Annotated in this window: 12 protein-coding genes and 1 tRNA gene; 6 read left to right on the top strand and 7 right to left on the bottom strand. The window is 53.8% G+C overall.

Translation table 11 applies throughout. The features are described 5' to 3' along the window. Window positions 1-72: 72 nt before the first annotated feature. From rplK to KO216_RS00550, 4 genes are all read right to left on the bottom strand, one after another. Entirely contained in the window at window positions 73-507 is a 435-nt protein-coding gene (gene rplK / locus KO216_RS00565) for a 50S ribosomal protein L11 (RefSeq protein ID WP_071129227.1), read from the bottom strand. Window positions 508-669: 162 nt separating this feature from the next. Next, window positions 670-1,533 (bottom strand): transcription termination/antitermination protein NusG, encoded by an 864-nt coding sequence (nusG, locus tag KO216_RS00560; RefSeq protein ID WP_251451701.1) that lies wholly within the window; start codon window positions 1,531-1,533, stop codon window positions 670-672. Between the two features lie 51 nt (window positions 1,534-1,584). Beyond that, window positions 1,585-1,833, bottom strand: coding sequence for a preprotein translocase subunit SecE (gene secE / locus KO216_RS00555; RefSeq protein ID WP_215522329.1), 249 nt, complete (start codon window positions 1,831-1,833; stop codon window positions 1,585-1,587). Window positions 1,834-1,918: 85 nt separating this feature from the next. Then, window positions 1,919-1,991 (bottom strand) — tRNA-Trp (locus KO216_RS00550). A 214-nt stretch (window positions 1,992-2,205) separates the two neighbouring features. Here KO216_RS00550 and KO216_RS00545 point away from each other — a divergent pair. The 4 genes from KO216_RS00545 (at window position 2,206) to KO216_RS00530 (ending at window position 6,239) form a co-directional block, all read left to right on the top strand. Then, the gene (locus KO216_RS00545) at window positions 2,206-3,423 is read left to right on the top strand and encodes a pyridoxal phosphate-dependent aminotransferase (RefSeq protein WP_215522328.1); all 1,218 of its coding nucleotides are present in this window, start codon (window positions 2,206-2,208) and stop codon (window positions 3,421-3,423) included. Window positions 3,424-3,516: 93 nt separating this feature from the next. After that, a complete protein-coding gene (locus KO216_RS00540) occupies window positions 3,517-3,717 on the top strand; it encodes a hypothetical protein (RefSeq protein WP_215522327.1) in 201 nt (66 codons plus the stop codon). Continuing rightward, window positions 3,714-5,564, top strand: a complete 1,851-nt coding sequence (locus KO216_RS00535) for a sensor histidine kinase (RefSeq protein WP_215522326.1) — start codon at window positions 3,714-3,716, stop codon at window positions 5,562-5,564. Before KO216_RS00540 ends, KO216_RS00535 begins: the two co-directional genes overlap by 4 nt. Before the next feature lie 3 nt (window positions 5,565-5,567). After that, on the top strand, window positions 5,568-6,239 hold the full coding sequence (locus tag KO216_RS00530; protein WP_215522325.1) for a response regulator transcription factor: 672 nt from the start codon (window positions 5,568-5,570) through the stop codon (window positions 6,237-6,239). 130 nt (window positions 6,240-6,369) lie between these two features. Here the strand turns inward: KO216_RS00530 and glpK are convergent, their stop codons facing one another. Beyond that, on the bottom strand, window positions 6,370-7,896 hold the full coding sequence (glpK, locus tag KO216_RS00525; protein WP_215522324.1) for a glycerol kinase GlpK: 1,527 nt from the start codon (window positions 7,894-7,896) through the stop codon (window positions 6,370-6,372). A 50-nt stretch (window positions 7,897-7,946) separates the two neighbouring features. Continuing rightward, window positions 7,947-8,768, bottom strand: coding sequence for an MIP/aquaporin family protein (locus KO216_RS00520; protein WP_215522323.1), 822 nt, complete (start codon window positions 8,766-8,768; stop codon window positions 7,947-7,949). 189 nt (window positions 8,769-8,957) lie between these two features. Here KO216_RS00520 and KO216_RS00515 point away from each other — a divergent pair, with 189 nt between their 5' ends. Both KO216_RS00515 and KO216_RS00510 read left to right on the top strand, forming a co-directional pair. Further along, window positions 8,958-9,959: a sugar-binding transcriptional regulator gene (locus tag KO216_RS00515; protein ID WP_251451699.1), complete on the top strand. Its 1,002-nt coding sequence runs from the start codon at window positions 8,958-8,960 to the stop codon at window positions 9,957-9,959. Window positions 9,960-9,968: 9 nt separating this feature from the next. Next, window positions 9,969-11,240: a UDP-N-acetylmuramate dehydrogenase gene (locus KO216_RS00510; protein ID WP_215522322.1), complete on the top strand. Its 1,272-nt coding sequence runs from the start codon at window positions 9,969-9,971 to the stop codon at window positions 11,238-11,240. On the opposite strand, the gene KO216_RS00505 is transcribed toward KO216_RS00510, so the two are convergent. Continuing rightward, window positions 11,237-11,971 (bottom strand): glycerophosphoryl diester phosphodiesterase, encoded by a 735-nt coding sequence (locus KO216_RS00505; RefSeq protein ID WP_374047490.1) that lies wholly within the window; start codon window positions 11,969-11,971, stop codon window positions 11,237-11,239. The two genes, KO216_RS00510 and KO216_RS00505, sit on opposite strands and share 4 nt — an antisense overlap. Window positions 11,972-12,007 lie beyond the last annotated feature (36 nt).

The following is a 12,007-nucleotide window of genomic DNA, read 5'->3' as shown; positions in this document are numbered from 1 at the left end:
CTCCTTGCAGGTTGTGGTGAGGGCGCACGTTCCCCTCCACGGTTTATAGTCTTATTTTGAGTGGCCGCAGGGTTAACCCTCGACGACAACTCCCATAGAACGAGCCGTTCCCGCGATAATCTTTGCTGCCGCATCGATATCGTTCGCGTTCAGATCGTCCTTCTTCTGCTCGGCAATCTCTTTAACCTGATCCATGGTCAGCTTCGCCACCTTATTGGTGTTCGGCGTACCAGAGCCCTTGGCAATCCCAGCAGCTTTCTTAATCAACTGGGCAGCCGGCGGGGACTTGAGAACAAAGTCAAAGGAGTGATCCTCGTAGACACTGATTTCTACCGGAATCACATTTCCGCGCTGATCCTGCGTAGCCGCATTGTAGGCCTTGCAGAACTCCATAATATTTACCTGGTGCTGCGAAAGCGCGGGCCCCACCGGGGGCGCCGGGTTTGCAGCACCGGCCTCGATCTGTAATTTGATCAGGCCGATTACCTTTTTCTTCTTTGCAGGCATATAGGGTCCTTCTCAATATAATTTCTTGATTTTACTTTCCCGGCGGTTGCCGGAAACTCTTGGTGGTCTGGTAATTTTTCCGCAGAAAAACTCCCAGCACAATCGTCCATTCTAAGGGCGCACCCGCCCTTACAACCAATTAGGACTGCTCACTGTGAGCAATTAAATCTTTGCTACCTGGTTAAATCCGAGCTCTACCGGAGTCTCCCGATCAAAAATAACCACCAGTACCTTAAGTTTCTGCTGTTCAGGCATAATCTCAGAGATAGTAGCCGGCATCGTAGCGAAGGGGCCATCGGTGACGGTAACGTTCTCGCCGACCTCGAAATCCACCTCAATAACCGGCTGTTCCACGGCCTTAGCCTTGCTGGAACGTTCGTCTTGCAGCTCGGCAGCCTTAATCGAGGCCGGAGTAGGTGCCAACATGGAAACCACTTCGTCTTCGGTTAGCGGCATCGGGTGTTGCGAATCTCCCACGAATCCGGTGACCGCCGGAGTGTCCTTAACTACCCGCCAGGCATCGGGGGCATCCTCGACTGCCTCCATGCGTACCAGGGCGTAACCGGGAATCCGTACCCGATCGACCACTTTGCGCTCGGTGGATTTTACCTGGACGACTTTTTCCATCGGCACTTCAATCTGGTAGATCTGGTCTTCCATATTGAAGGTGACAATCCGCTGTTCCAGATTGGCTTTTACTCGCCGCTCATAGCCGGAATAGGTGTGCAGAACGTACCAATACCCGGGGAGAAACTCTAGTTCCTCGCGCAGCTTGTCTTGTTCGGCCTTAGAAAGCTCTTCCGCGGTGGCCGAGGGCGCAAGCTCTTGGTCTTGCGCGGTGTCGGTAATCTCAAGTTCAGGGGCGTCTTCTTGCACCGCGGAGGCTTCCGGGGCGACAGCCTCCTGTTCTGCTGCTGTTTCTGAGGGCGCAACTGCGTCTACGCTACCCTGCACGTCCTCTTGGGACTGCGGGTTCGCGCCAGTGGAGGCGCCTTCCTCCGAGGAGAATACGGGATCGTTGCTCACGGTATTTTCTTCCTGCTCCTTATTGCCTGCTTGCAAATGTTATTCCTTAAGTTAACCGCCGAATACTTTGCTGACTACCCAGGCGGTAATTACGTCGACAACCCCCGAAAAGGCCATCATTGCCAGCACAAATACGATCACGACCACAAAGAACGTAGTGAGCTCATCGCGGGTAGGCCAAACAACCTTCTTTAATTCCGCGATAACCTGCCGCACGAACTGCACGATGCGACCCCAAAAACCACTTTTCGCCGTTTTGGCGTCTGCCTCTGCGGAGGCTGCGCCTTCGTTAGGTGCCAAGATCGTTTCCTCACTTGCTGTCTTGGGACTCCCGTCGAAGTCCCTATTTCGTCCTGTACCGGGCCCGGCACAGGTTTCAGATTTGCAGGGCAGGCGGGATTCGAACCCACAACCTACGGTTTTGGAGACCGTTGCGCTACCAATTGCGCCACTGCCCTTCCAGCCTAATGGCTGACCTTATACGGTGCTAGATAAGTTTATGAGGTTTTGCGGATGGCGTCCAACCAAAATAGGTGCTTAGTGGGGAAAAACGCATCCTTTTACCTATTTTGCACAGTGAAACGGCAGTCTACAAAGTAGAACTAGCTATAAATAACTATTGCATTTTGGTCTCGCTGGTGATTCAACAGACAAGCGTGGCAAAATAGGGGTATGAATAAACCGCAAGAACACAGAATTTCGAATCGTCTAGCCCAAATTTCTCCTTCCGCGACTTTGGCTGTGGATGCCGCCGCGAAAGAACTTAAAGCTCAAGGGCGTCCGGTCATCGGATTCGGCGCGGGGGAACCCGATTTTGCTACCCCTGACTATATTGTGAAGGCTGCGCAAGAAGCCTGCGCCGACCCGGCAATGCACCACTACAGCCTGGGAAAGGGACTACCCCAGCTGCGCGAGGCGATCGCCAAAAAGACCTTGCGCGATTCCGGCTACGAAGTTGATCCCAACACCGAAATTATTGTTACCAACGGTGGTAAACAGGCTGTTTTTGAGGCGTTTTCCGCGGTAGTAGAGGTGGGCGACGAAGTCCTCATGCCCACCCCCTACTGGACTACCTACCCGGAGGTTATCAAGATTGCGGGCGGCGTCCCAGTTCCGGTAATGGCCGGAGCGGATCAGCACTATAAAGTCACAGTTGAACAGTTGGATGCCGCCAAGACTGACAAGACCAAGGCACTGCTGGTGGTCAGCCCGTCCAATCCCACGGGTGCGGTTTACGACGCGGATGAGCTAAAAGCTATTGGACAGTGGGCTCTCGAAAATCAGATCTGGGTGATTACCGACGAAATCTATGAACACCTGATTTATGACGGTATACACGCTGAACATATTTTGAAACTGGTACCGGAACTAGCTGAACGCACCCTGGTGTTGAATGGGGTGGCTAAGACCTACGCTATGACCGGTTGGCGCGTGGGCTGGATGATTGCTCCCAAGGATGTAATCAAGGCCTGCGCTGCTTTCCAGTCCCACACCACCGGAAACGTATCAAATGTTGCGCAACGGGCTGCCCTAGCGGCAGTCAGCGGCCCCTTGGACAAAGTTGTGGAAATGCGCGAAGTGTTTGATCGTCGTCGCCAACGGATGGTGGAGCTACTCCGTCAGGTTCCTGACCTGGAAGTTCCTATGCCCCACGGCGCTTTTTACTGTTACCCCAGCGTAGAGCGGATTTTAGGGCGCGAACTCGCGGGTGAAACCCCGCAAACTTCGGCAGAGTTGGCTGATTTGATGCTACGGAAGGTTGAGGTAGCGGTAGTTCCCGGCGAGGCATTCGGTCCTTCCGGTTTCTTCCGTCTTTCTTACGCGCTCAGTGATCACGACCTGGAAGAAGGCGTGGGTCGGATAGTCGATTTTCTTAATCAAGTAAAATAGGTTGTCCTTAGTATCCTTTCTATAACCTATAATCATTAGAAAGGACGTGAGCGCGTCCTTAAAGATTCTGGGATTAGCAAGGAGGGTCTCGGCATGCGCAAGTTTGCAATGGTAGCAATCGTCGTTATCGCCCTGGCTCTGGCTATTCTAATCGGGATGCGCGCCCTGCTACTAAATGGAGTTCACGAGTTAGGTCCAGCGGTTAGTTTCCAGCCGCAAGCACCGGCCATCACTCAACAAGCGCCACCGGTAGAATCGGTTTCTCCCACTCCCGAGGGAGTGGAGCAGCCATGACCGAAAAACTTAGCTACCCCGGCGCTAGCTTTCCCGGCGGGTCTGCTTCCTCATCGGTAACACCGCCGGCTCCCGCCGCTCGTCCTCGGGCAGCTCTCTCCCCGATCCCGGCTGCTGCTCCCGTCCCCGAAGTGCAGATACCTGGGGAGATGACCTTGCCGCAAATCCTGGAAGGTACTGGCGGAACTGCACCAACGTCTGCACCGCAAAGCTTGCAGCCAAAGGCAGGCGCTCCGCAAGCACCCGCAGAGCGCGCGGCCTATCAAGCTCGTCCGCGGCGGGTAATAGAAAAAACAGTTACTACCCAAGATAAAGCCCATAAGCTGCGGATTTCTAACTTGCGTAACCGAATGCTGGTGCACACGGTACTCATTTCAGCGTTGGCACTGACCGTAGTGGGATTTATTTTGCTAATTAGCGGGATGTTTCAGATTTCCTATGCGGAGCGGGCGCAAACCGAAGCCATCACTGCTGATTTGCGGAACTTTACTGAGGTTGAGAACGGTAAATCCAGCGGAGGTCTAGTTTCAGCCAAAGATGCTTTGGTTAAGTTCATAAACGCTGCGGACGCCCCCTATAACGGCAGTTTACTGGGCTTTTCAGGAGGGGAGCTCACCGCACATAAAGACGCGCGAGATTCTGCCGCTCATCAAGATACACAGCTGTTGGCGCAGATAACCAGCTACGCAGATTTGAGTTCGGCGAAAATGTTTATGGTGCGCACCGACCAGGCCACCTATGCGGTAGGAATCGTACCGATTAGCGCCGCGGGTACTGATGACGCCCTGCTGGCGGTGGTTTCTAACTATTCCGCCGATATTGCCCCTACCCAGACACAGCTACTACTGTTCGCGGGAATTTCTTTCTTAGTATTAGCGCTGGTAGGACTGGTCAATGTTCGCACCTCGCAGTCATTGTTGGCGCCGATTGCCCGGCTGCGGGAAATGATGACTTCGATTACCAGCGAACAAGATCTTACTAAGCGCCTACCAGTAGAAGGCAATGATGACCTGGCAGATGTTACCCGTCAGATGAACTCGATGATTGCGCGTCTGCAATCCAGTTTTGATGAACAGCGCGACCTGCTAAACGATGTGGGTCATGAGCTACGCACCCCGATAACGGTGGTTCGCGGACACCTAGAGCTTTTGGATCCCAATGATCCCCAAGACACTTACCGGACTCGGGAGCTGGCGTTAGAGGAACTTTCCCGGATGCATCGGCTAACCGAAGACTTGATTACGGTTGCCAAGAGCGACCGCCCTGACTTCATCCGGCCCGAACGGGTAGATATCGGGGATTTACTCATGGATGCGTTTGAAAACGCTACCCAACTGGGTGATTTCAACTGGCGAATCGATAACCTCACTATCGTAAAGACCACCGCGGATCATCAGCGCCTGCAACAGGCGCTGCTCGCCCTCGCCCAAAATGCTTCAAAGTTCGCTACTCCCGGAACGGTTATTGCCCTGGGTGCGGGAATCGATTATCAGCAACCCCTCTTAGATTCGCACGGTAATCAGGTAGCGGCTGAAACTGTTACCGCTCCCAGCCTGCAGACGCAGCCGCAAGTTCCTCTGGTGTCAGGTACCCATCGCCTCAATCTGTGGGTGCGTGACCAGGGAATCGGGATCGACCCGAAGGATCAGGAACAAGTTTTCGGCCGCTTCATGCGGGTTGACCACTCCTATGCCGGGTCTGGCCTGGGATTATCAATCGTGAACGCCATTGCACAGGCGCATGGCGGAATCTTACAAGTCCGCTCCGCTCTTTCAGTGGGATCGGTCTTTAATATCAGCCTGCCGATTTCAGATGATGACTGCAAAGATGAAATACAAGGAGAATAAAAAATGACAAGCATCTTGGTGGTAGAGGACGAACCCGGTATCTCCTCTTTCGTCGCTAAAGGATTAACTTCCGCCGGATATAACGTAACCGTAGTCGACAAGGGTACGGACGCGATCTCCGGGGCTCTTGGGGGCGATTACTCGCTGATTGTCCTCGATATTGGCCTGCCCGACATGGATGGCTTCGAAGTGCTAGAACAGATTCGTGGTCAAGGAGCCACCCTGCCGATTATTGTGCTGACTGCACGTTCTTCGGTGGAGGACACCGTGAGCGGTCTGGAGCAGGGAGCCGATGACTATATGTCTAAGCCTTTCCGCTTTGAGGAACTGCTAGCGCGGATCCGGCTACGGCTAAAGAACGCCAGTAATGAAGATCCCTCCAATATGGTGCAGATTAATGTAGGTGGCCTACACCTGGATTTGCGTACTCGCTGCGCCACCATTAATGGAGAGCCGGTAGAACTATCAGCCCGCGAGTTCACTATGCTACAAGCCTTTATGGAGCATCCCGATCAGGTACTTTCCCGTTCCCAGCTGCTGGATATGGTGTGGGGATACGACTTTGATCCGGGTTCGAATGTGGTGGATGTATATGTGCGTTATCTGCGCCGCAAGATTGGTTCGGAACGAATCGTGACCGTACGCGGCATGGGATACCGCCTGGTGGTGATGTAGCAGTTCTTTTGGTTCTTTAACCACATCTTTCTGCGTCATCTACATAGATAAGAATATCCCGGGAGGCTGGATAGTAAGTCCACCCTCCCGGGATGTTTATTGCTATATCAGTTATGTTTTGTGAACGTGATTAGGCGTTCTCTACATCGGCGTCTACCCACTCGAAGGTGCGCGTAACCGCTTTCTTCCATAGACGGTAGTTGCGGTCATATTCTTCGCGATCCTCACCCGGCTGCCAGCGTTTGCCTTCTGCCCAGTTATCGATCACGTCCTGTTCGCCGTCCCAGAATCCCACGGCGATACCGGCAGCATAGGCCGCACCCAACGCGGTGGTTTCCAGCACCTGCGGCCGTACCAGCGGCACGCCCAGCTGATCGGCTTGGAACTGCATAACCATTTCATCCTTGGTCATGCCACCATCAACGCGCAGCTCTTTGAGCTCCACGCCCGAGTCCGCCACCATGGCATCGAAGACCTCGCGGGTTTGATAGGGGGTAGCTTCCTGCACCGCGCGCGCAATGTGTCCCTTGTTGTTATAGCGAGTCAGACCGACAATCGCACCCCGGGCATCGTCCTTCCAATAGGGCGCGAATAAACCGGAGAACGCGGGCACAAAGTACACGCCGCCATTATCGTCAACGGTGCTAGCCAGCTTCTCGATCTCATCCGAGGTCTTAATCAACCCCAGGTTGTCACGCAGCCACTGCACCAGCGAGCCAGCAACCGCGATCGAGCCCTCCAGGGCGTAAACCGGCTTATTATCACCGATCTTGTAAGCCACAGTAGTCAGCAGGCCGTTGTTGGAGAACACCGGTTCTTCCCCAGTATTCATCAGCACGAAACAGCCAGTACCATAGGTATTCTTGGCCATGCCCTTCTTGAAGCAAGCCTGTCCGAAGGTAGCTGCCTGCTGGTCGCCCAAAATACCCGAAATTGGGGTGTCGATCAGCAGACCGTTCTTACGGCCATAGCCGTAAACCTCGGAGGAGGAGCAAATTTCAGGCAGCATCGACAGGGGAATCCCAAAGTCTTTGCAAATGTCTTCGCGCCACTGCAGGGTGCAAATATCCATCAACATGGTACGCGAAGCGTTGGTGACATCAGTCTTGTGTACCCCGCCGTTCACGCCGCCAGTCATATTCCAAAGTACCCAGCAGTCAGTGTTACCAAACAGCAGTTCACCGGCTTCTGCCTTCTCACGTGCGCCCTCAACATTGTCTAGGATCCACTTAATTTCCGGTCCGGAATAATATGTCGACAAATCGAGTCCGCAAATATCGCGATACTTGGAGGGGCCGTCATCGCCCGCGAGTTCCCGGATAATTTGGGAAGTACGAGTATCCTGCCAAACAATCGCGTTATATACCGGTTCCCCAGTGTTCTTGTCCCACACCACTACGGTTTCGCGTTGGTTGGTAATCCCTACTGCCGCGATTTCATGCCGGTTTACCTGTGCTTTCTGCAAGGCGTGAGCAACACATTCGCGAATGTTGTCCCAGATCTCAATCGGATTGTGCTCAACCCAACCGGCCTTGGGGAAAATCTGTTCGTGTTCTTTTTGTCCCACCGACACAATCTGTCCGCCATGGTCAAACAAAATTGCCCGCGAGGAGGTAGTCCCCTGGTCAATGGCCATTACATATTTTTTCTCGGTCATATTTTTCTTCCTTTAGGGTTCTTTCTATTTATTTTCTCTAAGCAGTTTTCCTAGGCGGCCATTCCCAGACCGACTACGATCAGCGGGGTGATAATGGCAGCGATTGTGGGGCCAACTAAGGGTACCCACGAGTAAGCCCAGTCAGCATCCGGCTTTCCGCCCTTCATCGGAAGCAAGCTGAAGGCAATACGCGGTCCCAAGTCACGAACATGGTTGATGGCGTATCCGGTAGGACCACCCAAAGCAATACCGATAACTACGATACACAGGGCGACCGCTAGCGGACCTACCTGCGTGGGGGTACCACCAGAAACCATAACGAACGCCAACAGACCGAAGGTGCCGATAATCTCGGTGACCAGGTTCCAGCCGTAGGAGCGTACCTCGGGTGCGGTGGAGAAACACCATAGCTTGGGACGAGGATCCTCCATCGGCTGATCAAACTGTTTCTTGTAGGTCAGGTAGGCGAGCACCGCCCCGACGATTGCACCCAGTAGCTGCGCCACAATGTAGATGCACACGTTTAGGGTGGTTACCGGAATGCCGCCCTCGGCAACGCTGGGGCCATTCAGAGTCACCTTGCTGTCCATGCCGTGCCAGACAGCTTTCATCAGGGTGACCGCCGGGTTGAGGTGACCGCCGGTCTTATAGGCGGCATACACGCCCATGTACACTGCCAAACCCCACCCAAAGTTGATCATTAACCAGCCGCCGCCTTTACCTTTGGATTTCAAAAGGTTGTTGGTGCAGCAGGTTCCAACACCGAACATCAACAAGATGGCGGTGCCAAAGAATTCTGACGCGAAGATCTCGCCGCTACTTGGGGTGGCTGCCGCCATCGGTACCAGAAGATCATTCAATGTCGCTAACATACGCGCTCCTTTGCGCTAGGTTATTGGATTTTATGGGATCTATTCAGTTCTGTAGGTCACGGTTAAGATGTGGCAAACGTCCTTGATGCCTACCATCTTTTTCCAATGGCTTCTTTCATTTTTTGCTCTCTAGCATTAATGTTCAACGTAGAGAGCAAACGTGCGCCGCTGGGCGCGGAGGTGAGATTTTTGTCAAAGAATCAACAGCACTTAGACCCTGATCTCAGCGAATATAGCAGTAAACGCGACGAAGTGGCCCGCAGCGCCGCCCTCGCCTACTACGTGCAAGGGCAAACCATGGAGGCGATTAGGCGACGGATGGGAGTTTCCCGCTCCACAGTTTCCCGCCTGCTTTCCTACGCGAGAAAACGGGGAATCGTGACTATTTCGGTGCAAACCACGAATATGCCGCATACCCGCCTAGAGCGCCAGCTGCAAGAACGCTTTGGAGTCAATGTGCATATCGTGGAGCTACCCCCCGACACTACCCAAAACCGTATCTTGGAAACCGTGGCAAAAACCGCTGCGCAAATCTTGGGGCAGATTGTAAGTGACGGCGATATAGTCGGTATCGCCTGGGGGACCACCACCACCGAGATGGCTGGCCACATTACCCAAAAAGACGTGGACAACGTAACTTTGGTGCAGCTAAACGGCGCAGCCTCTACGGAGACCTCCGGGATCGCACACGTAGGGGGAATCCTAGCGCGCATGGCCTACCAGTGGAAAGCCAATATCGTGCAGTTCCCGGTACCCGCCTTTTTCGATGACCCCGCCACTAAAGAGGCTCTTTGGCGTGAGGGCGCGGTGCAGCGTGTCCTAAACTGGCAACATAAATGCACCTTGGCGGTGTTTAGCGTGGGAGCGCTGCACGCTGAAATCCCCTCCCACGTGTATGCCTCCGGTTACCTCACGCGCAGTGAACTAAATAAATTGGCGCTAGATAAAGTGGTCGGGGATGTGTGTACCGTGCTAATCAGGCCTGATGGCTCCTGGAGTGACATTGCTATAAATAAACGTGCCACCGGACCAAGCCCGGAACAGTTGCGGCGTATCCCTCGTCGATTTTGCGTTGTTGCTGGTAAAGCTAAAGCTCAATCCCTGCTGGGAGCTCTTAATGCCGGGGTAGTCACCGATTTGATTTGCGATAAGGAGATCGCCGAAGGAGTGTGGGCGCTAGCGAAGCCCTAGAATAGAACCATGGTAAAAACCGATTTCACTGACTCCTGTGAGTGGGTTGCCCCTCACGCTGACCATCAACCGACTAGGCCGGTTCCTGCTTGGTATCGGAAAGCTGTAAACCCAAAAAATAGTGATAAGAGCGATGAAATCCCGGTTTTAAAGGACATGACCACTATCGGCACCGGGGGGAAACCGAAAGCGTTTTACCAGGTAGACACGGAGGCGGAGCTGGTAGCAGCAGTGCGGGAGGCTGACCATTCCGGAGAGAAACTGCTGATCCTGGGGGGAGGCTCCAATCTGCTTTGTGGAGAAGACCTATCTGACCTGGTGGTTGTCCAGGACCTGCGCAGTGGGGTGACCGTAAGTGAAGATACCGCTTGCGGGGGCGCTCTAGTGAGCGCACCAGCCGGGCAATCCTGGGATGAGTTCGTATGCGCCTGTATTGATGAAGACCAGATGGGTTTAGAGGCCCTCTCAGGTATCCCTGGCACGGTGGGGGCAGCCCCGGTACAAAATATTGGCGCCTATGGACATGAAGTCGCCGAAACCCTGTCTACGGTGCGGGTTTTCGATCGACTTCGTGATGGTATCCGGATTTTACCAGTCGGGGATTTGCAGCTCGGCTATCGCACTTCGATTATTAAACGTTCTTTGCATGACGAGGAGGCCGGAGGCGGACGAACCTGGGGTTATACCGGACGTTACGTGGTACTAGCTGCGGATTTCCAGTTGGCGCACGCCTCCTTATCGGCACCGATTGAATATGATCAGTTGGCCGCCAAATTGGGGGTAAAACTGGGAGAACGCGCCGATATGCGCGAGGTGCGTCAGGCCGTTTTGGAGCTGCGGCGCTCCAAAGGGATGGTGCTGGACCCCACGGATCCGGATACTCGTTCGTGTGGTTCTTTCTTTACTAACCCGATTATTTCGACCGAGGATGCCGAGCAGCTTCCTCCTCAGGCGCCGCGTTTCCCGGTGTTTAATCTGCAGTTACGCAACGCGGTGACCGGCGAGGCTCCCCAAGTAGAGGGGCAAATAAAAACCTCTGCCACCTGGCTAATTTCGCACGCGGGATTGGAAAAAGGATTCGCCCTCCCCACTGCAAATCAAGCGGAGGGCGCGGTAAGGGCTGCGCTTTCTTCCAAGCACGTTCTGGCGCTTACCAACCGCAATCATGCCACTTCTCGCGACATTGTGGAGCTAGCGCGCGCGATACAAGAAAAAGTAAAAGCCAAGTTCAACGTAAATCTAGAACCCGAGCCGGTGTGGGTAGCGGCCGACGCTAACTAGCGGCGGGGAATTAAATGCGCTACATCGGTGAAAATACCGGTTGCACCCCAATTAAATAGTTCATTGGCCCGCGCCGGGGAGTTAACCGTCCACACGTTGACTCCGAATCCGGCATCCCGGAAGGCTCGCACTTTTTCGCGGGTTAATCCGGTATCTTCGGGATGAATATAGCTGGCGCCCACCAGTTCTAACACCGAGCGCCAATCATCATGCAGCGAGCAGGTTTCATATAGGCACCCTAACGGGATCTCCGGTGCCAAGGCGTGAAACTCCGATAGTAATACGTGGTTAAAGCAGGAAACAATCACATCCGGACCGTCAAGCCGTCCCAGTTCTTTGATTACCGCGCGAATTAGCTGACGGGTCATGGTCGCGCCCGCTTCATTGGATTTAATTTCAATATTGGCGTTTAACCCGGTCTCGTTCATAAAGTCCACCAGTTGCTGCAGGGTGGGGAGCTTCTCGCCTGCAAATTCGGGGCTAAACCAGCTGCCGGCATCAATCGATTCCAGATCGGTGGCAGTGAGTCCGTAGTAACCGCCGGATTTATTGGTGGTGCGATCCAAAGTGGTGTCATGGCAGATGATTACGGTTCCATCCCCCAAAATATCAACATCGGTTTCAATCCAGTTCAGACCGTGCTCGACCACTTTCCGAAAAGCGGCCATCGTATTTTCAGGGGCTAAGGCATTTAAGCCGCGATGCGCAAAGACTCGATTATCCATATCCATTTTGCTATCACTTTCTGGTTAATCTAGGCGAGCTAT

The sequence above is a fragment of the Varibaculum prostatecancerukia genome (assembly GCF_943169825.2).
Classification (GTDB): domain Bacteria; phylum Actinomycetota; class Actinomycetes; order Actinomycetales; family Actinomycetaceae; genus Varibaculum; species Varibaculum prostatecancerukia.
Note: the sequence above shows the minus strand (reverse complement) of the source record. Positions and strands in the feature narration are given on the sequence as shown.

Bases quoted from the DNA above. Each gene is read 5' to 3' on its own strand.
- rplK (WP_071129227.1), bottom strand. From the start codon at position 507: ATGCCTGCAAAGAAGAAAAAGGTAATCGGCCTGATCAAATTACAGATC.
- KO216_RS00545 (WP_215522328.1), top strand. From the start codon at position 2,206: ATGAATAAACCGCAAGAACACAGAATTTCGAATCGTCTAGCCCAAATT.
- KO216_RS00540 (WP_215522327.1), top strand. From the start codon at position 3,517: ATGCGCAAGTTTGCAATGGTAGCAATCGTCGTTATCGCCCTGGCTCTG.
- KO216_RS00535 (WP_215522326.1), top strand. From the start codon at position 3,714: ATGACCGAAAAACTTAGCTACCCCGGCGCTAGCTTTCCCGGCGGGTCT.
- KO216_RS00530 (WP_215522325.1), top strand. From the start codon at position 5,568: ATGACAAGCATCTTGGTGGTAGAGGACGAACCCGGTATCTCCTCTTTC.
- glpK (WP_215522324.1), bottom strand. From the start codon at position 7,896: ATGACCGAGAAAAAATATGTAATGGCCATTGACCAGGGGACTACCTCC.
- KO216_RS00520 (WP_215522323.1), bottom strand. From the start codon at position 8,768: ATGTTAGCGACATTGAATGATCTTCTGGTACCGATGGCGGCAGCCACC.
- KO216_RS00510 (WP_215522322.1), top strand. From the start codon at position 9,969: ATGGTAAAAACCGATTTCACTGACTCCTGTGAGTGGGTTGCCCCTCAC.
- KO216_RS00505 (WP_374047490.1), bottom strand. From the start codon at position 11,971: ATGGATATGGATAATCGAGTCTTTGCGCATCGCGGCTTAAATGCCTTA.